A 24,067-nucleotide genomic window follows, 5' to 3' on the forward strand; every position below is an offset into this window, starting at 1 on the left:
ATATCGCCGGCCCATCTCCGTCGGAGAATGGGCCGGCGGCCGTAACTGCCTTATACGAGTCGCCATCGGGGCGGCATGCGCGTCGCTCGCCATGCCAGGCCGCAGGCCATGCCGGCGCCATGGCGCGGCGACGCTGCCGCCCCTGCAAACGGCTCCTGTCAGTCGACCTGCGCGCCCGAGGCCTTGACCACCTTGGCCCAGGTATCGACCTGCGACTTGATGAATTCGCCGAATTCGGCCGGCGTGGTCTTCACCGCGACGGCGCCCAGGTCGGCGAAACGCTTCTGGACATCGGGCTTGCTCAGCGCCTTTTCAATGGCTGCGTTCAGCGTGTTGACGACGTCCGCCGGAGTGCCCTTGGGCGCGATCACGCCGAACCAGGACGACACGTCGAAGTTGGGGAAGCCCGATTCTTCCATGGTGGGCAGATCCGGCGCGGTCTTGGAGCGCTCGGCCGTAGTCACCGCCAGGGCGCGCAGCTTGCCTGCCTGCACATGGGGCCATGCCGCCGGCATATTGTCGAACATGAGCTGGACCTGGCCGCCCATCAGGTCGGTTTCCGCAGGGGCGCTGCCCTTGTAGGGCACGTGCAGCATATCCACGCCAGCCACTTGCTTGAACAGCTCGCCCGCCATGTGTATGGAAGTGCCGCTACCCGAAGACGCGAAATTGAGCTTGCCCGGGTTGGCCTTGGCGTAGGCCACGAGTTCCTTGACGCTGTGCACCGGCAGCTTGGGGTTCACTACCAGGATATTGGGCACCTTGACGGCCAGCGCCACGGGCGCGAAATCATTGACCAGGTTGAACTTGATGTTCTTGTACAGGGTCTGGTTGATGGCGCTGGTGACGGCCACCATGTATAGCGTGTAGCCATCAGGCTTGGCACGCGCCACGAGTTCCGCACCGATATTGCTGCCTGCGCCGGGACGATTGTCGATTATGACGGACTGGCCCAGTTCCTGGCTGATTTCCTTGCCGACGATACGCGCGACCACATCGGTGGTGCCGCCTGCGGAAAAACCCACTATCAGTCTGATGGGGTGGTCGGGGTACGCTGCGGCGGCGCCGGTCGAAAAACCGGCGAGCCCGGCAAGCGCCGCAGCGGCGGCCAGTAGCTTGATCGACTTGAAAATAGGTTTCTGCATGATATGCTTTCCTCTCCTTGAGCGTCCATTTTGTGGACAGTTTTATAATGCGACAGGGATTTTCCGATAAAATCAGCTTTCCCGATAGCCTGATGTTCACCCTGCGGACGTTTCTTTGAACAGTACGCCAGAACCCACGCCGGACACCGACAGCGCCGCAGGGCCGCGCACCTTGCGGCGCGGCCTGCAAGTGCTGAACACCCTGCGCGAGCATGGGCCTGCCGGCTTGAGTGTAACTGCGCTGGCACGCGCCACCGGCCTGCAGCGCCCCACCATCTACCGCCTGCTGGCGGCGCTGGTCGACAGCGGGCTGGTCGGCAGCATCGCGCACAGCAAACGCTTCGTCGCAAACCTGGAAGCCCCGGCGGCCGCGCCCGCCACCCAGGACCCGCGCATCGACCTGGCGCTGCCTGCCATGGGCAGGCTGGCCCAGGCCACCGGCGATGCGGTGTTCCTGGTCGTGCGCGACGGCAACGAATCGCTCAGCCTGTGGCGCGAAATCGGGCCCTACCCCGTACAGATATTGGCCACCTACGCCGGCAAGCGCCAGCCCCTGGGCGTGGGCTCGGGCAGCATGGCGCTGCTGGCCTCCCTGCCCGACGCCGAGGTCGAGCGCATCATCGAATGCAATAGCTCGGAACTGGAACTCTACGGCGGCATGACGGCGCGCGAAATGAGGCGGCTGGTGGAAAACACCCGCATGCGCGGTTATTCCGTTGTGGGCAACCACGCCGTGCGCGGCGCCCTGGGGGTGGGCTGCGCACTGCTGGACCGCAACGGCAAGCCGGTGCTGGCCATCAGCGTCACTGCCATTACCGAACGCATGCCGGCGCAGAGACAGCGCGAGATCGCCGGCCTGATCCGCGCCGAACTGGCCGGCCTGGCGCTCAAGCCGTAAAGAGCATCCGGCGACCGGCAGCCGACGACGCAGCGGCTTACGCCGCCAGCGCGTCAGGCTGCGTCGGCTTCACTTCGCGCACCGGTATGGGCAGGCGCATGCCGGCCTGTTCCAGCACCTTGCGGGCCGCTTGGTACAGGTCGAAGGTCAATGCCCAGTAATTGCTGCTTTCGGCCCACACCCGGATATTGACCATGACCGTGCTGTCGCGATATTCGTTGACCATGACTTGCGGCTTGGGGTCCTGCAGCACGAGCTTGTGGTTTTCCACCAGCTTGAGCAAGGCGCCCATGGCGGCATCGAGATCGTCGCCATAGCGCACCCCTACCTGCAAGTCCAGGCGGCGCGTCGGATTGCGGCTGTAGTTCAGGATGGGATTGCCCCACACCAGGCTGTTGGGCAGCGACACGTGTATGCCGTCGACCTGCACGATGCGCGTCAGGAACAGCCCGACTTCTTCCACCGTGCCGTCGGCCTTGCCGACCACCGAGATGTATTCGCCGGCACGCATCGGGCGCAGCCCCAGCAGCATGATGCCGGCCGCGATGTTTTGCAGCGTGCCCTGCAGGGCCAGGCCGATCGCCAGGCCGGCGGCGCCAAGCACAGCGATGATGCTGGCGGTCTGCACGCCGAAGCGCGCCAGCACCGCGATCAGCGTGAAGCCGCGTATGGTCCATACCACCACGGAATACATCATCGGCACGATCGTCGGATCGATGCGCGCGGAGCGGCGCGCCGCGCTGCGCACCCCTTTGCCGGCCAGGGTGGCAAGCGACCAGCCGACGATCAGGATGACGATCGCAATCACGACGTTGACGGAAAAACTCTTGACGATGGGCATCCAGTAGGAAAGCTGATTCAGATTGTCCATGGCGGGTTCCTGTGTGGGGTTCCGGAACCCGAATAGTACCGGGAGCGGGACGGTAATGTAACGGGCGAGGCACGCGACTTATCCACGCCATCTGTGGACAAATCCGCGGATAAGTTGCTGGTTACTGCCGAAAGCATATGCAGATCAAGGCATTGCGCAAGAGGGCAAGAAATTGCTCATGCGGCGCACGCCGACTTATCCACGCATCGTGTGGATAAGCCCGAGGAAAACTTCTTGATTACCGGAAATATTCCTGCAAGAACAAGATGCTAGGCGCGGCGCTTAAAAAATGCTCCGAACCGGGGGCTGCCTTGCCGCCTGCACGCAGCCGGCTCTTCGGGCGGCGCGGATCGCTGCGAGGGCATGGGGCCGTATCAGGCCGCGGCGGGCCACTGCCCGGTCATGATGGCCTGCGCCAGGCCGGCGGGACTCAGGCCAGCCGTATCGCCCTGCGCGGCCACCAGGCCCGACTTCAGTATCACCACCCGGTCGGCCACATTGACCACGTCTTCCATGTTGTGGCTGACCAGCAGGACGGTGACGCCCTGCGTCTTGAGCTGGCGGATCAGGGCCAGCACTTCGGCCGTTTCCTTCACGCCCAAGGCCGCGGTGGGTTCGTCCATGATGACGATGCGCGCCTGCCAGCGCAGGGCGCGGGCGATGGCCACGGCCTGGCGCTGGCCGCCCGAGAAATCGGCCACAGGCCGGTCGACGTCGTCGATGCGCTGGTTCAGGCGCTGCAGGTATTGCGCGGCCTCGGCGCGCATGGCGCGCTTGTTCAGCAAATGCAGCCCCGGCAGCACGCGCCGGCGCTGCTCGGAGCCGATGAAGATGTTCTGCCAGACGCTGAGCCGCGGCGCCAGCGCCAGGTCCTGGTAGATGGTGGCCACGCCGCTGGCCAGCGCGTCGTGCGGCGACGACCAGCGCACCTCGCGGCCGAACAGGCGCATCGAGCCCGCGGAGCTGGGATGCGCCCCGGATACGATCTTGATCAAGGTGCTCTTGCCCGCGCCGTTGTCGCCGCAGATCGCCAGCACTTCGCCGGCATGGGCGTGCAGATCCACGCCCTTGAGCGCCTGCACCGCGCCGTATTGCTTGGCCAGGCCTTCCAGTTCCAGGATGCGTTCCACGGGCGCTATTTCTTCTTCAGGTATTGGGCGACGTTGTCCGCGTCCACCAGTTCCGCGTCCATGTAGAGGTACGGGCCGGTATGCGCCGGCTGCTTCTTGACGGCGACCTGGTCGATGAGGTCCACCGCCTTGACGCCCATTTTCTCGAACGGGATGGCCACGGTCGCGGTCAGCAGCGACTTGGGGTCGGCGATACGGCGGTAGGTCTCCTGGCCGCCGTCTATGCTGACCAGCAGCGGATGGCCCTTCTTGGCGCCCTGCTGCTGCAGGATGTCGTCGATGATGTAGGCCTGGCCGTCGAACGAAGCCCAGATGCCGTCGACCTTGCCCTGGTTCTTGAGCAGCAGCGCGTTCATGCCGGCCGACACGTCGTCGCGCCACGCGGCGGTACGCGCCATGGTGTGGCTGCCCAGCACCTTGACCGCCGGGTTTTCGCTGAGCACCACGTCCAGGATCTTGCCGCGGATGCGCGTGCCCGCGTTGCCGTCGAAGCGCTCGGTAAGAATATTGCCGCGGTAGTTCAGGTGATCCAGCAGGTAGATGGCCGCGCGGGCGCCGCCGACGTATTCATTGACCGCGATGTCGCACAGCGAATAAGGGCTGGTGCCGCTCATCACTGTGACCAGCGGAATGCCGGCATCTTTCGCGCGCTTGAACTGGTCTTCGGATTGCAGCGGCTTGCCCATGGCGACGATGATGCCCACGGGCTTGGTCAGCAGCAGGGTCTCGAGCTGGCGTATGTAAGTCGGCATATCGCCCTTGCTGTTCAGGATCTGCACGTTCCAGCCCTTGGCGCGCGCCGCCGCGGCGGCCGCGTCGACCACCCTCGCGTGGGTCTCGGAAGACATCTGGAAGCCTATGATGCCCAGCGTGGGCGCGGCCTGCGCCCAGGCCCCCAGGCCCAGCACCAGCAGTATTGCGGCCGCCGCGCGGCCCAGACGTGTAAACATGATTTCCCCTTTGCGTATATTGCTTGTTGCGTGTCTAGCTTGTTGCGTAAATTGCTTGTAGCGAAACCTGTTCCCGCCCCATAAAGCCACGAGAAAAACTATAAGGAAAACGCCGCCTGCTTGAGCACCGACGAGGACAGCGCCACCGAAGACACGATGATAATGCCCAGCAGAATATCCTGGACGTAATACTGTACGCCCATCAACACCAGGCCGTTGCCCAGCATGCCGATGATGATCGCGCCGCACAAGGTGCCCAGCACATTGGCGCGGCCCGGCTCGAACATGGTCATGCCCAGCAGCACGGCGGCAATCGAGGTCAGCATCAGGTCGCCGGCCGAATCCGGCGCGGCCGAGGCCAGGCTGGAAGTCATGAGCACGGCCGTGACGCCGGCGGCCAGGCCCGACAAGGCCAGGCCGATGATCTTGATCAGGCGCACATTGACGCCGGCGCGGCGCGCCGCCTCGCCGGCCTCGCCCACGGCCAGCATGCGAAAGCCGAGCCGCGTCTGCTTCAGCATGAACAGCACCAGCAGGCTGGCCACCAGCAGCCAGAAGATCAGCGCCGGCATGCCGAACACGGTGCCGCGGCCTATCCACAGGAAGCGTGGATCCCAGTTCCCGACGAAGGCCACGCCCTGGGTGATCATGAAGGAAAAACCATTGGCCACCGAGGCCGTGGCCAGCGTGGCGATCAGCGACGGCACACGCAGCACCGTCACCAGCAGCCCATTGAGCACCCCGCCCGCCGTGCCGGCCAGCAGGCCGGCCAGCACCGCCTCGGCCGGCGCATGGCCGGTGTGCACCAGCCAGCCGGTGATCACCGCGCACAGGCTGCAGATATTGGCGAACGACAAGTCCAGTTCGGAAACCAGCAGCGCCAGCGCAAAGCCCAGGCCGAGTATGGCCATGAAACTGATGTGCTTGATGATGTTCGACAAGTTCTGCAAGGCCAGGAAATTGGGCGCGTACAGGGCGAAGAACAGGAACAGGATCAGCCCGGCCACGCAAGTGCCGTAGCGGGCGAGCCAGGATCGAAAGGCGACTGCATTCATGTAAGAGTCCGGTTCAATGTGTCTTGCAGAACATCTGCGAATTGTCGCGCACGGCCCGAAAAATAGGCGGCGCGCGCGGGCTCGGGATGCAGCACCGTGCTGCCCTCGTTGATCGCATCCTGCGCGGCCTGGATGTCGGGATAAACGCCCAGGGCGGTCGCGGCGGCCAGCGCCGCCCCCGCCAGCGCGGGCTCGGGGCAAACGCCCAGGCGCACCGGCATGCCGAAGGCATCGGCGCGCAACTGCGGCCAGTGCGCCAGTGTTGCGCCCCCGCCGCCCATATGCAGCGGCTGCCCGCCGCCCAGCACGCCCAGGCGCTGCAGGGCCAAACGATGCGCCAGCGCCAGCCCCTCGGCCACGGCGCGCGCCAGGTCGCGGCGCGTATGCGTGGCCTTTACTTCGTGGAAGCTGGCCGCCAGGCGGCTGTTCCACAAGGGCATGCGCTCGCCCGTCACGTACGGCAGGCACAGCGGCGCATCGTCGCAGGTCGAGGCCATGGCGGCCTGCAGCGTGGCGGCCGGGTCGTCGCTGTCGAGAAAGGCCCGGGCGAACCAGGCCAGGGTCCCGAGCCCCGTCTGGCACGGGCCACCCAGATGCCAGAGACCCGGCGTCCAGGGCAGGCAGACCATGCCGTCGACAGCACGCGGCCTGGCCGCGAAAGTGCCCAGCACCTCGGTGGTTCCGGACACATCATAGATGCGTCCCGCAGCCACGGCGCCCAGGCCCAGCGTGGTGCACCAGGTGTCGAAACTGCAGCAGGCCACGGGCACGCCGTCCAGGCTGGCCGGCAGCCCGGCGTCCTCGGCGCGCAACTGCCCCAATATCTCCGCGGGCTGCACGGCCGGCGGCAGGACACTGGCCGGCAGGCCCAGCCGCGCCAGCACTTCGGCCGGCCCGGGCCCCTGGGCCGCGCCCGCCAGGCGCCCGAGCGCCACGGCGTCCGTGGCCAGCCTGCCGGTAAGCCGGAAATTCAGCCAGTCGCGCAATTCCACGATCGCCGCCGGCGCGGCGCCCCGATCGAGCCGGAACTGCAAGAGGCGCGCCAGCGGATGGAAGGCCCCGTAGCCGGCGGTGTCGCCCTCCACGCCATAGGCCTGCGCAAGCTCGCCGGCGCGATCCTCTCCATACGGGTCGCCCCAAGGCATGACCGGCGCCAGCGGCCGGCCGGCCGCGTCGACGAAGACATGGGTGCGCGTCACCCCGGTCAAGGCCACGGCCAGCGGCCTGGCGGGCGCCTCCGGCGCCTGCAGCAGGTCTTGCATCAAGGCGCGCACGGCCAGCCATATCGCCTCGGCGTCGAGCCCGGGCCGGGCCAGCGGCGAAGGCGCGCGCAGTATCTCGCCCATTGCGCCGCGCACGCCCACCCAGGCGCCTTTCAGCCCGGTGGAGCCCAGGTCCAGGGCCAATATCGCAGCATCGTCGGGGTTCATGATTCCATCTGTCCGCCAGCCGGCAAAATGCCAGATTTTAATGGACGCGCGCAGCGGCGTCATGGGACGAGACACGGCTGGGACGCGACACGACAGTGTCAAAGGACACGAGACCGGAGCGCGCCACCGGCGGTGCATCACCACAATCCAGCGCCCAATGCTCAGCCCTCTCTGCCCATTAGCCGTCCCCATCGAACCTTCATCGAATATTCCCTCTTTGATCAGCCGTTGCCCGTCAGCCATTGCCTCACCCTTGGCTCATCGCCAAGCGCCATACCGGGCCGGATGGTCGCGGCGGCCGGCGGGGGCGGCGCAGCGGCGGCCGGCTGGAGGTGTAGCAGCGGCAGGATGGGATATATTGGCTCTTTTGGCCGGCCGCTACACGTCATGATTCCTCTATCCGTACTCGACCTTTCCCCGATCGCCGAAGGCAGCAGCGCCGCGCAGTCCTTCCGCAATTCCCTGGACCTGGCGCGCCACGCGGAGCAATGGGGCTTCAACCGCTATTGGCTGGCCGAGCACCACGGCATGCCGGGCATAGCCAGCGCCGCTACCGCAGTGCTGATCTCCCACGTCGCAGCCGGCACATCCCATATACGCATAGGCGCCGGCGGCGTCATGCTGCCGAACCACTCGCCGCTGGTCATCGCCGAACAATTCGGCACGCTCGAATCGCTGTATCCGGGCCGCATCGACCTGGGCCTGGGGCGCGCCCCGGGCTCGGACCAGACCACGGCCCGGGCGCTGCGCCGCAACCTGGCCTCGGACGCCGACGAATTTCCTCAGGACATAATGGAACTGATGGACTATTTCTCGTCCGAGCCGCGCCTGCCGGTGCGGGCCGTGCCCGGCACCGGCCTGGACATCCCCCTGTGGATACTGGGTTCCAGCCTGTACGGCGCGCAGCTCGCCGCGGCCCTGGGCCTGCCCTACGCCTTCGCCTCGCACTTCGCGCCGGCGCAGATGATGTCGGCCATCAGCATCTACCGCTCGACCTTCAAGCCCTCCGAACAGCTCAAGGCTCCTCACGTCATGCTCGGCTTCAACGTGTTTGCCGCCGACACCGACGAAGAGGCCCGCGTGCTCGCGACCTCGGCCCAGCAGTCCTTCGTCAATTCGCGCACCGGCCGGCCGTCGCGCCTGCCGCCGCCCATGCCGGACTACCTGGATCGCATCGGCCCGCAAGGCCGCGCGCTGCTGGACCAGATCCTGTCGTGTTCGGCGATAGGCTCGCCCGATACCGTGGCCGAACAACTGCGCGCCTTCATCGAGCGCACCGGGGCCGACGAGGTCATGGTCGCCTCCAATATCTACGATCACCGCGCGCGGCTGCACTCCTACGAAATCGTCGCCGGCCTGATCCAGGCACGAACCTGAATCCGTTCGGCGGAAACCGGCCATGAGCACGCCCGCGCCGCCGTCCGAAGGGCGGGCTTTCTCCCCCGAGGAAGATGTCCTGCAGCGGCAGGCGAGCGGTCCCCCGGCCTCGGTCGCGCAGCCGGGCACAGGGCATGCTCCCTCACCGGAGAAAGACGACGCGCGACGACAGGCCGACAGCCGTCCGACTGCCACCGCCCTTCCCCTCCTGGCTAGCGGCGCATGCCATGTCTGGTCCGTGGAGCTGGACCAATCCCCAGACGTGCAGGCGGCGCTGGCAGAGCACCTGTCCGAAGACGAACGGCGGCACATGCAGGCGCTGCGCCTGCCCAGGCTGCGCAGCCACTACGCGGTGGCGCACGGGGCGCTGCGCGTGCTGCTGGGGCGCTACCTGGGCATCGAACCTCGGCTGTGCCGCTACGCCACCGGCCCGCGCGGCAAGCCGATGCTGGCCGAGACCTGCCCGGCTCCGGCCGCCGGCGGCGCCGCATCCGCCTTGCATTTCAATATGTCCCATGCTGGCACGCAGGCCCTGATCGCCATCGCGCGCAGCGTGGAAATAGGCGTGGACATCGAGCTGCGGCGCGACATGGACGACATGGCCGGCGTCGCGCGCACAGTCCTGTCGCAGGCCGACCTGGACTTATGGCTTGCGCTGCCCGAAGCGCAGCGGGTGACAGCCTTCTATGCCTTCTGGACTCGCAAAGAAGCCGTCTCCAAGGCGGCCGGAACAGGGCTGTACATGGACTTCCCGGGCCTGAGCGTGGAATTCCGGCCGGGATGCCCGGCCGCCGTGCGGCGCATCGACGCCGCTTTCGGCAAGCCACGGGAATGGCTGCTCGCCGAGCTGGATTGCGCGCCCGGCTACAACGCGGCCCTGGCGGCACGCACGCCGGCGTTGCATATCAGCCTGCATGAGGCCCGCATCGACGAAGACGGCGCAGCCAATTTGGATGCTGAGGCCCCGCCCGATCCGGGCTCATTCACATAGATCCACTTCGGCCCGTTCCTGACCAAGCGAAACGAAGCTCGGCAACACAATGGCTCGGCCATGCATGTGCGGCCATGCATGTGCGGCCTTACATATGCAGCCTTGCATATGCGGCCTCGCGTGTGCAGCCTTGCTGGCGTGGCCTTGCGACAGACACGCCCGGCTACAAATACGGACGAGCCCAGGCCAGGCCGGCGCGCGTGCCGGCTGCGGGGAAATACTCGCAGCCTATCCAGCCGTCATAGCCCAATTGGTCCAGTACCGAAAACACATACGGATGCGCCAGTTCGCCCGTGTCGGGCTCATGCCGATCAGGCACCCCGGCGATCTGCAGATGGCCCACGCGCCCCGTGGGCAGATACGTGCGCAGCTTGCGGGTGACGTCGCCCTCGACGATCTGGCAATGGAACAAATCCATCTGCACCTTGACGTTGGGCAGGCCCAGCGCCTGCACCACATCGTGGGCCTGCTGCTGGGTATTCAGGAAATACCCCGGCATGCCTATGGGGTTGATGGGTTCGAGCATGATGTCCACCCCCGCCTGCGCAGCCAGCAGCGCGGCGGCATGCACATTTTCCCGGTACAGCCCTTCCAGGGTCGCGCGCGGGATGCCGGCGGGCGCCAGCCCCGCCATCAGGTGGATGCACGGGGTAGCGAGCGCCGCGGCATATTCCAGCGCCCGTGCGACCCCGTCCAGGCATTCGCGACTGCGGCCCGGAAGGCAGGCCAGCCCTTTTTCGCCGGTGCGCAAGTCACCAGGCACGGCATTGAGCAGCACCAGGGCCAGGCCCTGGTCGTCCAGCCGCCGCGCGATCTCCGAGGCCTCGAAATCATAGGGAAACTGCAGCTCCACTGCCCTGAAGCCATCCTGCGCCGCGGCTTCGAAACGATCCAGGAAATCGTATTCCCCGTACATAGTGCTGACATTGGCGGCAAAACGCAGCATGAAGACTCCTCGGCTCTAGGCTCTAGTTCCTTGGGCGGCCGGCGGCTCCGGCCGCCGCCCTGCCCCGCGTACCCCCGGCGGCCCGAAAGAGCGGCCTGCGCAGCATATACGCGACAACGCCTATTGTTTTTATCACAGCCTCTTGCCGAATTTGCTACATTCGATATAATTACATATGAAACTATATTGCACCGAGGCCCTCATGTCTTCCTTCGAATCCCGCATAGACCGATTCTGCCAGGCGCACCCCGAGGCGCCGCGCGAAGACATACTCGCTACCCGGCTGCTGTTTCGCACCACTCAACTATTGCGCGCCCATATCGACAAGGCCCTGGCGCCATATAGCCTGAACATGTCGCAATACCTGGTGCTGAGCCTGCTGTCCACCGATAGGTCCGACCCCAGCTCCCCGTCCGAACTCAGCCACACGCTGGACGCCACCCGCACGCAAATGACGCGCTTCCTGGACAGCCTGCAATCCCGCGGGCTGGTGCGCCGCATTGCATCGGAACAAGACCGCCGCAGCCTCGAACTCGAACTGACGTCCACCGGCCGCGACCTGCTGCGCCAGGCCGTCCCAGCCGTGCACCGGGCTTACAGGCAGGCCTGGTCGGTGCTGGCCGGCGGCGAGCGCGACCAGGCCTCGCGCAATTTGCAGCGCCTCTACGCCAATCTGCAACAACTGGAACAATGAGCCCACGCGCCGTCCATCAAAGCCTGCGCAATAGCTTGCGCAGCTTCCTGAACACCAACCTGCTCACCCACGGCCAGCGTCAATACTGCATCATGGTGACGCTGGCGCTGGTTGTGTCGGTGGAATTTCTCGAGAACATCATGTTCGTGTTCTCGGCCGGCCACATCATGGGCGGCATCGACGCCGACCCGCGCGGCTTCGCGCTGGCGCAATCGGCCTACGCCATCGGCAGCATGCTGATGATCGTCAAGCAGCAGTGGCTGGCCCGCCGCTATGGCTACCGGCGCTACCTCAGCGCCTCGCTGCTGGTCTTCAGCTTGGGCACCTGGTATGCGGCGTCCAGTTCCAGCCTCGGCACGCTGGTGGTCGCTCGCCTGATACAAGGCGTGGGCGGCGGCGCGCTGTTCACCAGCAGCCGCGTGCTGATCCCGATGATGTTCGCCCCCGCCGACCGGGGCAAGGCGGTGCGCCTGTTCATGCTGGGCATCTTCGGCGTCTCGGCCATCGGGCCCGCGCTGTCGGCCGAACTGATGGACGCCGGCACCTGGCGGGACGTGTTCTATGGCGTACTGCCCCTGTCGCTGCTGGCCATGGTGGGCTCGTGGCTGCTGCTGCCCGATGCCGAGCCCAGCGAAAAACCCGGCCGCCCCGCGCTGATACCCCTGCTGTGGTTCGGCGCGGCCATCGCGGCGCTGCAGATCGCCATGAGCGACGCGCGCTTCGACGTCTTCTCGCACCCCGGCCGCCTGCTGGCCATCGCGCTGTGCGGCATCGTGCTGCTGCTGGGCTTCCTGTGGCATCAATGGAACCACGACGCCCCGCTGCTCAAGCTGCGCGTCCTGCGCAACCCGGTCTATCTCACCGGGCTGCTACTGTATTTCATGTACTACCTGCTCAGCCACCTGCACGGCTACGTGTTCCCCATCTACGCCGAACGCGCGCTGCAGATCCCCCTGACCACCGTGGGCTGGCTCAGCACCATCGGCGGCCTGGTCAGCCTGGTGAGCATCATGGCCTACATACGTTATGCACCACGCCTGAAACGCAAGAAGCCCCTGATGATCCTGGGCCTGCTGATCATGGCCTACGCCGCCTGGCAGTTCTCGTCCATGCCGCCCGACGTCGGGATCGAATCATTGATCCCCATCCTCGCGCTCAAGGGCATGTTCGGCGTCATGGTCGTCATCCCGGTCGCGGGCCTGACCTTCCGCAGCCTGGGAGAAGACAACTTCGCCCACGGCTACCAGAGCAAGAACCTGATGCGCCAGATCGCCAGTTCGTTCGCCTCGGCGCTGGGTGCGGTGCTGCTGGAAAACCGCCAGTTCAGCGTGCAAGTGAACCTGGCCGGCGCCTCTGCGCAAGAACCGTCCATCGCCCTGCAATGGATGCACAACATCCAGGGCGCGCTTATGGCCCGCGGCATGGATGCCGCGCAGGCCGGCAGTAGCGCGCTGGCGCAGCTTACCGATCTGCTGAACCGCCAGGCGCTGCTGATCGCCAGCGAAGACATGTTCCGGCTGATCGCCGCATTGGCAATCGCCGGCGCGGTGCTGGTGCTGGCGCAGCGCCGGCTGGCCTAAGCCTCGTCTTAATTATTCTTCTTGACCCACGCCGCATAAGCGTTCATCCAGCCCTGCAGGAACTTGCGGGTATCGGCATTGCCAATATCGCCGGTGGCATCGAAGAAGCCTTCCTTCGCCTGCAGGAACACCTCGGGCTGGTTGAGCGTGGGCATATCGAGATAAGCCGCCACATTGCGCAGATGCTGCTGCGCCAGCGACGTGCCGATAGCCCCGATCGAAATGCCCAATATCCCTGCCGGCTTGCCGGCAAAGGCGTTTTGGCCATAAGGCCGCGAAGCATTGTCGATCGCGTTCTTCAGCACACCGGGAATCGAACGGTTGTATTCCGGCGTGACGAATATCACCCCTTGGGCTTCCTTGATGCGGCTCTTGAACTGCTTGACCGACTCGGCCTGGTTCGCGTCGTTATCCTGGTTGTATAGGGGCAGGCCGCCGACATCCAGGTCCTCGAAAGAAAATTCGGCGGGGCCAAGTTTTTCCAGCGCGCGCGCCAGCTTGCGATTGAACGAATCCTTGCGTAGGCTGCCGACAATAACAGCTATCCGATATTGGCTCATGGTGGGTCCTTTGCAAAAGTACAGAGTTGCAAAACAACAAAATATCAAAACTGTGTGAACATTCCCCGCTCTTCTTTTACGCTATGTTGCCACAATCGAACGAGAGACGCCCACCATTGGTTTCGTCATGCCGAAGCCGACGGGCCAGGGCCCACGGGTTTGTCCGGGCCGTTTATCCAGGTCGTTTCTCCAGACCTGGCCAGCCTACAAGCCTTAGGCCGTTATCGGCTCCGCCTTTGCCGGGAATTCAAGCGCAAGGACCGGGGTGCGCACCAGCCCCTTGCCGCGGTACAAAGAATCCACACGCAAGAACCCAAGGAGCCTGTCCATGACACACACTTTCAAGATCATCGACTCTCCGGTCGGGCAGCTCAAGCTCGTCGCCGCCGGCCCGAAACTGGTCGCCATACTCTGGGAACATGACAAACCGAGCCGCGTGCGTCTGGGCCCCATGCGCGAATCGCCGCAAGACCCAGTGCTGCTGCGGGCCGAGCAACAACTGCGGGAATACTTCGCCGGCGCTCGCACGCGCTTCGACCTCGAACTGGAATTCGCCGGCACCGACTTCCAGAAAAACGTCTGGCGCGCGCTGCTGGACATCCCCTACGGCCAGACCCGCAACTACGCCCAGATCGCCGCACAGATAGGCCGTCCCAAAGCCGTGCGCGCCGTCGGCGCCGCCAACGGCAGGAACCCGCTGTCCATCGTGGCGCCCTGCCATCGCGTGGTCGGCAAATCGGGCGAACTGACGGGATACGCCGGCGGCCTGCCGGCAAAGCAACTATTGCTCGCGCTCGAAGGCAAGCCCCGCGCCTAGCCCCCCTGCCGGCCTGCTCCCGCTGCAATACAAACAAAGAAAGCCCGAAGCGGGCCGGCCTGCACATCAGAAACCATTCCCGGCGGGCGAAGAGCCAGCTGGGGAAACAGGCTTGATTATTTATTAGAACATGCTAAATTAGAACTATCTTAAATATATGTTCGCCGAAACCGCTGGACCGTTACGGCCATCAAATGCCATCCACAAACCAAGACACGCTGTTCCATCAGGAAGGCGCAGCCAAAGCCGCGGCAATGCTCAGGGTCCTCAGCAACGAACATCGCCTGCTGGTGCTGTGCCTGCTCATCGAACACGGCGAAATGACAGTGGGCGCGCTGCTCGAACAAGTTGCCCTGAGCCAGTCCGCGCTGTCGCAGCATCTCGCGAAAATGCGCGAAGAAGGGCTGGTGACATATAGGCGGGAATCCCAGACCCTGCATTACCGTATCGACAACCCGGACGTCGCCAAGCTAGTCGCCACGCTCAAGTCCATCTTCTGTCCATGATCCGTCATACGGCCGCGCATTGCGTCACCCTGCCCGCCATCGTGCATGCGGCCGCTAATTTTCGGTTACTGATCAACTATTCCAGGAGCACACAGCCATGACCCTGAAATCCATAAGCCCCGAAGCGGCACGCACCCTGCTGAGCCAGGGCGCCGTGCTTGTCGACATCCGCGGTGCCGACGAATACGCCCGCGAACACATCGCCCAGGCTCGCCATATTCCCATGCAGCAACTGGCCGACGGCGCCCAGCCGCTGGACGGCGCCAAGGCCGTCATCTTCCATTGCCGATCCGGCGCTCGTACCCAGGCCAATGCACAGGCGCTGCAGGCCTGCGCCCAGTGCGATGCCTACATACTGGAAGGCGGCCTGGACGCCTGGAAAAAAGCCGGACTGCCCGTGGAAGTCGACAAAGCCCAACCGCTGGAACTGCAGCGCCAGGTCCAGATCGCCGCCGGCTCGATAGTCCTGATCGGCGTCATCCTCGGTGCCGCGGCCTCGCCCTGGTTTTACCTGCTGTCGGCGTTCGTCGGCGCCGGACTGGTGTTCGCGGGTCTTTCAGGATTCTGCGGCATGGCGCGCGTGCTGATGAAGATGCCGTGGAATCGCCAGACCAGCATCGGGTGAGCCGGCGTCGCACCTCTATATCTCGCGACGCAGTTCCCCTTCAACCTCGATGGCCAAAATAGAGACTATTGAAAGACCGTCAAACAAACCGCCTCAGGCGAGTATCAAGGCCTCAGGCGCGTATCAAGTCGTCCGTGCGCATCCAGCCGGTAAGGCTCCAGCGAGTAGCCCGGCTCGGCAGCACCTCATGCGGCATATAGCCACTGACAAAAACCGCCAGGCGCCCGCCTAGCGGGGCAAAGCGCTGAAGCTCGACATCCGGGTCATAGGGGTTGTACAGGCACAACTCGCCACCCTTCGTAGTATCCCAATCGGCATTGAGATAAAACACGATCGAGATCTTTCGATAATTGGTGCCCCGGTGCTGGTCGACATGCTTCTTGTAGCCCGCCCCATCGTCATAGCGCGCGAAATGAAATTCGTGCCTGCGCAGCCCCATGTCGTAGCTGTCGTTCAACGCCTGCCGAAGCCGCGCCATCCACTCGAAAAAAGGATGCTGCGCCAGCGCCGAATCCGGCTCCACCCAGCAGATCGCATCCCCGCGCACCGCAGGCTGGCGTCCATCATTGGCGCCCCGCCCGATTTCCCCGCCCGAGAACTCGCCCGCATCCCAAAGCCGCTGCGCCTGCTCCCGCAGACTGGCATGCCAAGCGCCGGGCACGGCGGTATCAGATACCGCCCAGCCCTGCTTGTTCAACAGGTACAGGATCTCGTCAAAATCGCTCATGGGGTGTTTGTTGCTTGGTTGCTGGGTACTTGCCGAACCAGTGATTTTACTTCGGAGGGGGAAATGTTCGGGAGCTGGGCTGTGCTTCGACTCAAGAGGGAGTTTTCGGGCGTAAGCGAGATGGTTTGGTATTCCCTCAACAAGATGGTCGTAGGGGAGCGTCCGCTTTCGTCCAGAAGCAGCCAGTCACTGCAAATAAAAGCGGACACTCAACGTTAGAGTTGAGCCGCGCGCGGCGTCCAGGGTGGCATGCCGTTTCGTGTCGGCTCGAACGGCGGGTTAGGCGTCATTGCACGCGATAGCGTTCATGAGCGTGTTGTAGTGGTCAAGTAATTGCAGACACCCCGATAGGTGGTTGGGTGAAGTTTTGTAACTCGTAATCGACAGGCGACAGGTAGCCCAGACTGGAGTGCAGTCGGCGGCTGTTATAGAAGCCCACGATGTAGTGGGCGATGTCACGTTGGGCCTCGGCCCTGTTGGCGTAATCTCGTTGCCAGACGCGCTCCATTTTCAGATTCAGGAAGAAGCGCTCCATGACGGCATTGTCCCAACAGTTGCCCTTGCGACTCATGCTGCATTGGATGCCGTGCTCTCGCAGCAGGTCTTGATACGCGCCCGACGCATACTGACTGCCCTGATCAGAGTGCAGAAGCAGCCCCTGAGGGGGCTGACGTTGCTGCAAGGCGATTTGTAACGCACTGCGGACCAAGGCTGTGGGCATGGACGCGGCCGTAGACCAGCCTACGATTTTGCGCGAATACAGATCCATCACCGCAGCCAGGTACAGCCAGCCTTGGCGGGTACGGATGTAAGTCAGGTCTGCAACCCACACCCGGTTAGGTTGATCGACCTGGAACTGCCGGTTTAGCAGATTCTCGGCTACTGGAAAGTCATGTTTACTATCGGTCGTGTGTACGAATTTGTGGCGCCAAATCGGCTTTAAACCCGCCTCTCGCATCAGGCGACGTACGCGGTAGCGGCCCATCGCATGGCCGAGCTGACGCAGCGCGCGCTGCAGCCGGCGGCTACCGTAGCTGCGGCCGCTGGCCTCAAATTGAGCACGCAACGCTGCCCCGGCCCGGGCCTCGGCTATCGGTCGGCTTGGCCGCTGACGGTATTGGTAATAGCCCGCACGACTCACCTCGAGCACGCGACAGGCCTGTGCCACGGGAGTCGCCCTCTCCGCCCACTGCTGGATCAAGCGATATTTCACTTCAATTCTCGGGCAAAGAAGGCGGAGGCTTTTTTTAACAGATCATTGTCCGAGCGAAGTCGGCTCACTTCGGCTTCAAGCTCCCGGATGCGTTGCTGCTCGGCGGTCAGCGGCAGGCCCGTGCCGCTGCCGCCGTTGATTTCGTCCTCGTACTGGTGAACCCAGCGACGGATCGCCGTCTCGCCAATTCCCATTGTGCGAGACACCTCGGGCACGCTAAGTTGTTGATCCCGAACCATGCGCACCACTTCCAGCTTGAAGGCCGCGTCGAATTTCCGGCGTGTTTTCATATCTGTATCCTCTATAGGCAGATTGTCCACCTATCAGGGTGTCTACAGAAATTAGACCACCACATGTCGTTAGCCATGGTGAAGTTCTGCAACTGGCCTTCGAGTTCGTAGCCCCACTTGGCGCCGTGGAACAGGTTGTTCCTGAACCCGTACACGACGATTAGCAGAGATGCAACGCAGTCTGCATCTTTCCACAGCACTTTCGCTACATCGAGAGTAAGTCGCTCGAAGTCTTGCCAGTTCACAGGTGTGCTATTTCGACTTCAATGGCTGGCACGTTCCCCCCTTGAATCATAATGTAGAGGAGAGGGACAGCCTGCAAGCTGCGCTTGCAGGCTGTCCCTCTCGACCACCATGTTAGCAATCATGCGCTTATGGACATGGCCGTCATTCGATAAGCCGGTCCGTCGATAGAGAGGCGACAAAATCTTTCCACCATTGGCTTCGCTGAATCTATCGAATTCCTATAGTTTTCGAAACTTCCCACGTTGTTGCTTACGGCCATTAACTTGTCCAGAACGCTCATTACATAGGATAAGAATGTCCTTTGCACCAAGCTTAATGACTCTCCCTCTTCGACTCTTTTTGTCACCTTGCCAATGACGGTAAATTCACCATCAGTGAGCTTTGCCTTGATCTCTTTGGGGTCGTAGTCAGTCACATCGAGATCGACAACACCAAATGCAACCCCCGTTTTTGGGCAACACAAAAGCATTTCAAGTTGCTTCGACTTCAAGTAGTCCTGCTCAATTGCCTCGATGATTTGTGTTATCGGTTTTTCATATTTTAGAAATTCTTCAAGCGACTTTTTTTCTATTCCGAACTTGACTCCGAAATGCTTCAAAATCTGGATAATCAACGGCGCTGAAGTCTGCAATGTTTCCACCAATTGAAATATGTCTATTGGCTGCAGAATGGCCTTGGCTTTGATGTATTGACCAGCATCAAAGTCAGTTCCAGAGCCATCTTGTATCTCCTTGATTTCCTCAAGTTCGTCAACAACCGTCATATGTAACCCACCAAGGGTGTATCTCTTAACAGTTTTGACTTCATTAGCGCTGGAGCTACCCCCTTCAACTCCAAGTTCTGCCTTGCCAAGCAATCCTTGCAGGAACGAAAACCCAATCTTTGCATTGGCTTTGCTATTGGCTGATCTGTGTGTCTTTTCTTCTGACTCTGTGCTAACGCCCTTAAACAGATAAGCAGCGGCATTCAAGACCATTTTTTCGTTTAGGTATAGAGGCTCAAGATATGCCATAAGGATTTCCTTGTGATTGCTAGCGTGATGCATCTCAAAAAAAAACTGCAGGATAAACTAGACCGCGAGGGAGATTCTGGACACTGATTTCTCCTGGAAGTGGCTTACAACATAAGTTTGCAGGCGGTTTTCTGTCTAAACATCCAAGTATAAAAATTCCGCGAAACCCAGCAGGCATCAACTCGGAAAATTATAGCGTGCCAATAGGCAGAGACTGGGAATTTTAACAACACATTTGGGACTGCGAGCCAGCAGGCAGTAAATCAACGGCAGCTTCCGGGTGGCGTTTCTCAACGTCGGCTTCGGGTCGAAAACGGACATTCACGAAGGGCTGCTCTCGACCCATTGCCGCCATTCGTGTTTCTTCGGTTGATGTCTGCGTCACAGCAGTTGCTACCTCATGCACCGACGAAATCACAATTCGACAGATTCAACTTAGTAGGCTGCTGAAATACTATTTTTGACCTGTCCGCAACCAAACCTCGATCGATCAGAACGGCCTAAAAGCGATTTTTCGAGCCCGGGTTAGGGGTGGAAAGGCACCCCTGAAAATGCCCAAAACAGCGCTTCTTTTGAAGTATTTCAGCAGCCTGTTAGTGCTTGAAATTAAACGTATCGAAAAAATTTCTAGAAGAACAATGGAGTTATTGAAGTTTTCAGATTTGACTATAGATCGAGGCCTTTCACGTATTGTGTTGCCTTTTCGAGAATGTACTTCTTCATATGAGATTCAGCCAAGGTATTTTGCCCGCCATCCAACTCTCCTGGAATACCTTTATCGGTTGATCGCCAAGTAGGTTCCAAGCAGATAAAGTCATTTTCAGCAAGACCAATGCTCACATCAGGCTTCAGCTCACAGTTTGGCAAAGATTGTTTTTCAGGTATTACTGTCGCGCCTGGAGCATCCTCTTCAAGGCAAGCCTCCAGCAGCAATGCGATTGCCTTGTTCAGTTGCTTGTCGCCCTTTCCGGCGGTGGACTGTAATCGTCGGTATTCGTTTGCAGTTTCTTCAACGTCACGATTAGCCCCTGCATATGGGGTCGTGTCGACGCTAAGCTCTGCGAGGATTGCCTTGTAAAGCCGACTAGCACGCATTGCTGCTTTGGCATCCTCCAACTTGACAGTTGATTGCTTGAGAATAGATTTAGTCTTTTCGTCGCCAAATGCACGTATTGCAGCCAGCGATACGTTTGGTGGCAATGGGAACAGTCGGAGATCGATCACTCGCAAGAGATGCGCCATAGCGGCTCTCCGAGCCTTCCAGTCCGCCACGTAAATTGCCTTGTTGTCGGGTTGATCAATGAACTCTGCGATAAGGTCCAGATCAATGCGGTTACGGCTTCCTTGCGTTAGGGAGGAGACCGTTGAGCGAATAGCAGAAGGCAAGTCGCCGGGCAAGATGATCCATAGTCGCGCACGGACGTGCGCCTTGAGGACAGACCAAGTCTTATCGCGCTGATTTTCAGCGTGAAGGTCAACTGCGCTGAAAAAATCTGCGATGGTTTGACTACCTCTGACAATGTCAGCGGCAACTTCGTTGTTGACGCCGAAGGCTTCAAGGCCATCTCCAGTGAGATTACGGGTCGTCGTATCCGTGATTGCGTAAAATCGCTCTTTAGACAGCCCTAGAAACTGGTAAAAGCCTCGGCTTTGCGTATCGACCATCGAATCGCGGCCAGTGTGCCAAGCCTCGGCGGCGATCTTGTGCGCAGAGGACTCGCGAGTGATTGGCCACAACACTAGAACTGCGCCGCGTGGATCCCGGAATGTCTCTAGCAACTCAGCAAAGGTATCGGCGACGGAATTTAAGTCCTGCGGCAAAGGGTTGTCGCGTCGCTCCACGAGGATTATTCGAGCTGTTGTTTCGTTAGGAACATGACTATCCAGGATAAACTTAGGTAAATCAGCTAGAGTTGCATCCTTGGGGAAAGAGAATAGTCTGATGTTTTGAAAATGCTTGGGAAGCGTCTTTAGAAATGTCGTTTTTCCGCTGCCAGATAGTCCAAAGAAAACTTCGAACAACCCGCCTCCGCCCGTGCGTACACGCTGAAGTAGATAGTCAATTCGGTCTGCCGCATGTGGAACTCGCTCCACAAATTGGCTGGGGTCTAGCCCGACAGCGTGGGCGCGTTGCTCCAAGAACTCCCAGCGTTTCGGCAGTTCGAGTTTCGGAAGAGTGTTCATGCCATCCTTATCAAAAATGTAAACCTACGTGCTCACCTGAGCGCCTAGATGATTTGGTCGATTTCCCAACGTTCCCCATCGATTCACTGGGTTAAAAATGCAACTGCATAGCAGGGCCTCGGTGAATTTCTGCTTCCAGCCTCCACCGGACATTGAAATCTGCAAACAGAACTTCCGCTTTGGGTCGAGGTTCTGCCTTCTCGAACCAGCATCAATCGGCCAGGAGCGGAAGTTCGCTTGGGTGATTTCAATGTCCGATTAAGGCTGGTGACGGTCGTTGATCAGCAGTGGTTGAACATGCGCAAGGCCTGCAAGAGACATTCGTCGCGACTGGTTTCTGGACTGCTCCGGCGCGCTCTTAACGGCCATGACACCTTTTGAACTTAGCGCCACTGCCGCATGGACAGAGATCATTTCGTCCCGGTTTTCTGGTCTTCCTAAGAAAGGACACGTTTTCCGGTTGCTTGAGATTCACTGCCCGCGTTGGGTGAACCATTCGGGCAGCGTCTTCGTAGATGGAAGCGTTTTCTTGCGTTCGCTCTGTTGGTATATGAACTGCGAACGATTGTGCCCGGCGATAGGTTCCATCGGAACCAATCTCTGCAACAACGCCGACCACGTTAGAAGCCTTAACGGCTAACGAAGCTGCACTGGCTTTCTCATTTACCTTTTTCCAGTCAATTTGCTGGCCGTGTTGTTGTAGCCAGACAAAGAGCGGCTCTCCGTCCCCACCCAGAACAAAGTAACGGGCGGGATGTTGATTCAAGGTTTGGCGAAGGTCAGTGAGCATCTTGGCCAGATTTTTCCGGCCTTCTTCTCCTAGGTCACGAATATGGCTTTCCGCCGAAAGCCAACCTTGTACTCGGGTTGCGTCAAGAGCATCAAGCAGCTTTAGCACCTCTTTAGGGAAGTGTTGGGCCGGAAACGGCCTGGCCTCCCAGTCTTCACCCTCGAAGCTCTTATCAACGATGTCGCTCATGCCGTCCCAGATAAGCATGCTCACCTTGCCGTCCTGCAGTTGCTTGGCGATGTCCTGATCGAATCGGTTCTTCTTCAGGTACGCGCCCAGGTGGTCGAACTCATCAAAGAGATGAGCCCGGCGCATCCCTGCCACGGCCTGTCGCACCTCCATGTAGTGGGCGAACTCGCCGGGTGTGGGTAGAAGACGCTTGAGCACAAATAGCTCGTCGATGGACAGCGAAATGAAGGCATGCCTTCCAAGCAGCGGCTCAACTTGCGGCAGTTCCTTACAGTATGTGGAAAAGGGCGAGAACGACTCGACCGTCAGCCCGATCGGTACCATCACGCGATAGTCGGAGCGGCGAACACGCCCGCACTCTTCGTATTTTCCGTCCTCCAAGTGGTAGAGCAGCACTTCATCGGCCGAATTCAGATAATTGAAGAAGCGCTCGCATTGCTTGTAGGCTTTGAGTACCAAGTCCTGAACGGACTGGGCGTGGCGGCCGAAATCAAGTGCTGGCGATGCGATGGTCGCAGCCGCGCCTGCCTTAGCTTCAACTAGGAACAATACGTCGTCGACCAGGATGAGCGTGTCGTTTTCGGACCACTGCTTGCTGGCAGGGTCTTTGTAATAGATTTCTTGAAAAACCGTGGCTCCAGGAAGCTGGGCAGCCAGAATGTCGGCGAAGGCAGCTTCGCTCATCCTCTTCTGCCGATCCTCAAAAGTTTTCTTGTAGTCCGGCTTTCGCTGCAGGAGATTGTAGAGAAGCGCACGATACCCAGCGTCGCGGGTGAAGCACGGGTCGATGGCGTAATAGTCCGCTCCAAGTTGAATCAGGGGCTTCTTCCTGGCAGGCAATGTCCGGTAGGGTGTCCCCGCAAAATCGCCCGCTGCGAAAAATTCGGTTTCTTCTCCGCGCTGGTAAGCTAAATCCGCTAGCAACGCCGGTGGTAGCGTAGTGTGTCGACTCACGTTGGCGATGCCGCCCCGAAACATGTCATCCATCGCCCGTCCGGCGGCTTTCGACTGTTCCGCATTGGCCGCAATCCATGCCTCCATGACGTCTTCCAGAGGTATGTCCTGTGCCGCAGCGAAGGCCTGTGCCGCCTCAAACTGCTTACTCATCTCCATGATAGCGTCGGAATGCCCAGAACGAGTGGCGTCGGCCATGGCCTGGAAGCCTTCCGCGATCTCGGCGGCACCAACACCGTAAACTTCTTTCAATACATCATTGTGAGGTGCCAAAACGTAGCTGTAGAACTCACCTTCCAAGACTTGGTAGCGGTTTCCGCGTAGTATGACCCAGTTCGATTTCGCGCGGAATTCAATGTCGGCGGTGTCAGGGCCAAAGACGCCGTCCTTGGTATCTGCGGACGTGATCACAGCAAAGAACATAGCCTGCTCTCGCAGTTTGCAGCTAAGTTCAAACAGATCGGCGCATTGGGCTTCGTCGAATGTCACGTCCGCAGGGGCATCGTCTGACGCGAGCACCGCGTGTACGTACTCCAGCAGGAATTGGTTTTCGTTGATCAAGTCATTTGAGCCGACCGCTTCGCGTTGCTCCTCCTCGGCGCTTTGGTCTACCATCGCTTTCATCATATGTTGGGCGTAGATGTAGCCGAGCAGATCATGTGGGGGCATCGCGACGATAAGCTCTCGCATCCGAGTTGCTGTAGCCTCCATGTCTTTCAACAAGGAAGCAGCTACCTCTTTTCTTTTTTTGTCGTCCATAAATACTTATGCCTGATATTTCCGAATCTGCGAGTCCGCCGAGAGGAGCAACAGCCGGGAGAAAACAAACGCCCCACTTGTTCGTAAAGTCGTAGTTAGCCCAGCAAGCGCCGACGCATAGACTTTCA

General features: G+C 61.0%; 20 protein-coding genes and 1 pseudogene. 8 read left to right on the forward strand and 13 right to left on the reverse strand.

Annotated elements, in window-relative coordinates; genetic code table 11:
- Positions 1 to 158: 158 nt before the first annotated feature.
- Complete coding sequence (locus KVP10_RS16880; RefSeq protein WP_217965796.1) at positions 159 to 1,145, reverse strand: Bug family tripartite tricarboxylate transporter substrate binding protein; 987 nt, start codon at positions 1,143 to 1,145, stop codon at positions 159 to 161.
- Between the two features lie 115 nt (positions 1,146 to 1,260).
- On the opposite strand from KVP10_RS16880, the gene KVP10_RS16885 reads away from it, so the two are divergent.
- Positions 1,261 to 2,043: an IclR family transcriptional regulator gene (locus KVP10_RS16885; RefSeq protein ID WP_217965797.1), complete on the forward strand. Its 783-nt coding sequence runs from the start codon at positions 1,261 to 1,263 to the stop codon at positions 2,041 to 2,043.
- Between the two features lie 37 nt (positions 2,044 to 2,080).
- Here the strand turns inward: KVP10_RS16885 and KVP10_RS16890 are convergent, their stop codons facing one another.
- The 5 genes from KVP10_RS16890 to KVP10_RS16910 form a co-directional block, all read right to left on the reverse strand.
- Positions 2,081 to 2,914, reverse strand: a complete 834-nt coding sequence (locus KVP10_RS16890; RefSeq protein ID WP_217965799.1) for a mechanosensitive ion channel family protein — start codon at positions 2,912 to 2,914, stop codon at positions 2,081 to 2,083.
- A 374-nt stretch (positions 2,915 to 3,288) separates the two neighbouring features.
- Positions 3,289 to 4,044, reverse strand: coding sequence for an ATP-binding cassette domain-containing protein (locus tag KVP10_RS16895; protein ID WP_217965800.1), 756 nt, complete (start codon positions 4,042 to 4,044; stop codon positions 3,289 to 3,291).
- Between the two features lie 5 nt (positions 4,045 to 4,049).
- The gene (locus KVP10_RS16900; protein WP_217965801.1) at positions 4,050 to 4,994 is read right to left on the reverse strand and encodes a sugar ABC transporter substrate-binding protein; all 945 of its coding nucleotides are present in this window, start codon (positions 4,992 to 4,994) and stop codon (positions 4,050 to 4,052) included.
- Between the two features lie 98 nt (positions 4,995 to 5,092).
- Positions 5,093 to 6,049 carry an ABC transporter permease gene (locus tag KVP10_RS16905; RefSeq protein ID WP_217965803.1) on the reverse strand — a complete coding sequence of 319 codons (957 nt, stop codon included), beginning with the start codon at positions 6,047 to 6,049 and terminating at the stop codon, positions 5,093 to 5,095.
- Positions 6,046 to 7,479 (reverse strand): xylulokinase, encoded by a 1,434-nt coding sequence (locus tag KVP10_RS16910; RefSeq protein ID WP_217965804.1) that lies wholly within the window; start codon positions 7,477 to 7,479, stop codon positions 6,046 to 6,048. Before KVP10_RS16910 ends, KVP10_RS16905 begins: the two co-directional genes overlap by 4 nt.
- Before the next feature lie 387 nt (positions 7,480 to 7,866).
- Between KVP10_RS16910 and KVP10_RS16915 the strand changes: the two genes are divergently transcribed.
- Together KVP10_RS16915 and KVP10_RS16920 are read left to right on the forward strand one after the other, a co-directional pair.
- Positions 7,867 to 8,856, forward strand: coding sequence for an LLM class flavin-dependent oxidoreductase (locus KVP10_RS16915; RefSeq protein ID WP_217965805.1), 990 nt, complete (start codon positions 7,867 to 7,869; stop codon positions 8,854 to 8,856).
- Positions 8,857 to 8,878: 22 nt separating this feature from the next.
- Positions 8,879 to 9,847, forward strand: a complete 969-nt coding sequence (locus KVP10_RS16920) for a 4'-phosphopantetheinyl transferase family protein (RefSeq protein WP_217965806.1) — start codon at positions 8,879 to 8,881, stop codon at positions 9,845 to 9,847.
- Between the two features lie 163 nt (positions 9,848 to 10,010).
- Here KVP10_RS16920 and otnI read toward each other — a convergent pair whose 3' ends face one another.
- The gene (otnI, locus tag KVP10_RS16925) at positions 10,011 to 10,793 is read right to left on the reverse strand and encodes a 2-oxo-tetronate isomerase (protein ID WP_217965807.1); all 783 of its coding nucleotides are present in this window, start codon (positions 10,791 to 10,793) and stop codon (positions 10,011 to 10,013) included.
- Positions 10,794 to 10,995: 202 nt separating this feature from the next.
- Between otnI and KVP10_RS16930 the strand changes: the two genes are divergently transcribed.
- Both KVP10_RS16930 and KVP10_RS16935 read left to right on the forward strand, forming a co-directional pair.
- Positions 10,996 to 11,487, forward strand: coding sequence for a MarR family winged helix-turn-helix transcriptional regulator (locus KVP10_RS16930; RefSeq protein WP_217965808.1), 492 nt, complete (start codon positions 10,996 to 10,998; stop codon positions 11,485 to 11,487).
- A 92-nt stretch (positions 11,488 to 11,579) separates the two neighbouring features.
- A complete protein-coding gene (locus KVP10_RS16935; RefSeq protein WP_246600782.1) occupies positions 11,580 to 13,067 on the forward strand; it encodes an MFS transporter in 1,488 nt (495 codons plus the stop codon).
- An 8-nt stretch (positions 13,068 to 13,075) separates the two neighbouring features.
- Here KVP10_RS16935 and KVP10_RS16940 read toward each other — a convergent pair whose 3' ends face one another.
- Positions 13,076 to 13,627, reverse strand: a complete 552-nt coding sequence (locus KVP10_RS16940; RefSeq protein WP_217965810.1) for an NADPH-dependent FMN reductase — start codon at positions 13,625 to 13,627, stop codon at positions 13,076 to 13,078.
- 328 nt (positions 13,628 to 13,955) lie between these two features.
- On the opposite strand from KVP10_RS16940, the pseudogene KVP10_RS16945 reads away from it, so the two are divergent.
- The 3 genes and pseudogenes from KVP10_RS16945 to KVP10_RS16955 all read left to right on the forward strand — a co-directional run.
- Positions 13,956 to 14,426, forward strand: a pseudogene (locus KVP10_RS16945) (methylated-DNA--[protein]-cysteine S-methyltransferase); the annotation flags it as partial.
- Between the two features lie 212 nt (positions 14,427 to 14,638).
- Positions 14,639 to 14,950, forward strand: coding sequence for an ArsR/SmtB family transcription factor (locus tag KVP10_RS16950; RefSeq protein ID WP_217965814.1), 312 nt, complete (start codon positions 14,639 to 14,641; stop codon positions 14,948 to 14,950).
- A gap of 97 nt (positions 14,951 to 15,047) precedes the next feature.
- On the forward strand, positions 15,048 to 15,575 hold the full coding sequence (locus KVP10_RS16955; RefSeq protein WP_217965816.1) for a rhodanese family protein: 528 nt from the start codon (positions 15,048 to 15,050) through the stop codon (positions 15,573 to 15,575).
- A gap of 112 nt (positions 15,576 to 15,687) precedes the next feature.
- Here the strand turns inward: KVP10_RS16955 and KVP10_RS16960 are convergent, their stop codons facing one another.
- The 5 genes from KVP10_RS16960 to KVP10_RS16980 form a co-directional block, all read right to left on the reverse strand.
- A complete protein-coding gene (locus KVP10_RS16960) occupies positions 15,688 to 16,302 on the reverse strand; it encodes a 2OG-Fe(II) oxygenase (protein WP_217965817.1) in 615 nt (204 codons plus the stop codon).
- A 325-nt stretch (positions 16,303 to 16,627) separates the two neighbouring features.
- Positions 16,628 to 17,805 (reverse strand): IS3 family transposase gene (locus tag KVP10_RS16965; RefSeq protein ID WP_376810971.1). Its coding sequence is split into 2 segments (ribosomal slippage): positions 16,628 to 17,541 and positions 17,541 to 17,805, totalling 1,179 coding nucleotides; the frame shifts between segments, so codons are not numbered across the junction.
- 364 nt (positions 17,806 to 18,169) lie between these two features.
- Positions 18,170 to 19,063, reverse strand: coding sequence for a DUF6414 family protein (locus KVP10_RS16970; RefSeq protein ID WP_217965818.1), 894 nt, complete (start codon positions 19,061 to 19,063; stop codon positions 18,170 to 18,172).
- Between the two features lie 666 nt (positions 19,064 to 19,729).
- Positions 19,730 to 21,247 (reverse strand): hypothetical protein, encoded by a 1,518-nt coding sequence (locus tag KVP10_RS16975; RefSeq protein ID WP_217965819.1) that lies wholly within the window; start codon positions 21,245 to 21,247, stop codon positions 19,730 to 19,732.
- 358 nt (positions 21,248 to 21,605) lie between these two features.
- Positions 21,606 to 23,939: a YecA family protein gene (locus KVP10_RS16980; protein WP_217965820.1), complete on the reverse strand. Its 2,334-nt coding sequence runs from the start codon at positions 23,937 to 23,939 to the stop codon at positions 21,606 to 21,608.
- Positions 23,940 to 24,067 lie beyond the last annotated feature (128 nt).

Origin of the sequence: Candidimonas humi (assembly GCF_019166065.1) — a bacterium.
Lineage (GTDB): Bacteria > Pseudomonadota > Gammaproteobacteria > Burkholderiales > Burkholderiaceae_B > Candidimonas > Candidimonas humi.

Coding starts and splice junctions, on each gene's coding strand:
- KVP10_RS16960 (WP_217965817.1), bottom strand. CDS start 16,302: ATGAGCGATTTTGACGAGATCCTGTACCTGTTGAACAAGCAGGGCTGG.
- KVP10_RS16955 (WP_217965816.1), top strand. CDS start 15,048: ATGACCCTGAAATCCATAAGCCCCGAAGCGGCACGCACCCTGCTGAGC.
- KVP10_RS16975 (WP_217965819.1), bottom strand. CDS start 21,247: ATGAACACTCTTCCGAAACTCGAACTGCCGAAACGCTGGGAGTTCTTG.
- otnI (WP_217965807.1), bottom strand. CDS start 10,793: ATGCTGCGTTTTGCCGCCAATGTCAGCACTATGTACGGGGAATACGAT.
- KVP10_RS16915 (WP_217965805.1), top strand. CDS start 7,867: ATGATTCCTCTATCCGTACTCGACCTTTCCCCGATCGCCGAAGGCAGC.
- KVP10_RS16935 (WP_246600782.1), top strand. CDS start 11,580: ATGGTGACGCTGGCGCTGGTTGTGTCGGTGGAATTTCTCGAGAACATC.
- KVP10_RS16930 (WP_217965808.1), top strand. CDS start 10,996: ATGTCTTCCTTCGAATCCCGCATAGACCGATTCTGCCAGGCGCACCCC.
- KVP10_RS16980 (WP_217965820.1), bottom strand. CDS start 23,939: ATGGACGACAAAAAAAGAAAAGAGGTAGCTGCTTCCTTGTTGAAAGAC.
- KVP10_RS16910 (WP_217965804.1), bottom strand. CDS start 7,479: ATGAACCCCGACGATGCTGCGATATTGGCCCTGGACCTGGGCTCCACC.
- KVP10_RS16920 (WP_217965806.1), top strand. CDS start 8,879: ATGAGCACGCCCGCGCCGCCGTCCGAAGGGCGGGCTTTCTCCCCCGAG.
- KVP10_RS16900 (WP_217965801.1), bottom strand. CDS start 4,994: ATGTTTACACGTCTGGGCCGCGCGGCGGCCGCAATACTGCTGGTGCTG.
- KVP10_RS16970 (WP_217965818.1), bottom strand. CDS start 19,063: ATGGCATATCTTGAGCCTCTATACCTAAACGAAAAAATGGTCTTGAAT.
- KVP10_RS16950 (WP_217965814.1), top strand. CDS start 14,639: ATGCCATCCACAAACCAAGACACGCTGTTCCATCAGGAAGGCGCAGCC.
- KVP10_RS16940 (WP_217965810.1), bottom strand. CDS start 13,627: ATGAGCCAATATCGGATAGCTGTTATTGTCGGCAGCCTACGCAAGGAT.
- KVP10_RS16890 (WP_217965799.1), bottom strand. CDS start 2,914: ATGGACAATCTGAATCAGCTTTCCTACTGGATGCCCATCGTCAAGAGT.
- KVP10_RS16880 (WP_217965796.1), bottom strand. CDS start 1,145: ATGCAGAAACCTATTTTCAAGTCGATCAAGCTACTGGCCGCCGCTGCG.
- KVP10_RS16905 (WP_217965803.1), bottom strand. CDS start 6,049: ATGAATGCAGTCGCCTTTCGATCCTGGCTCGCCCGCTACGGCACTTGC.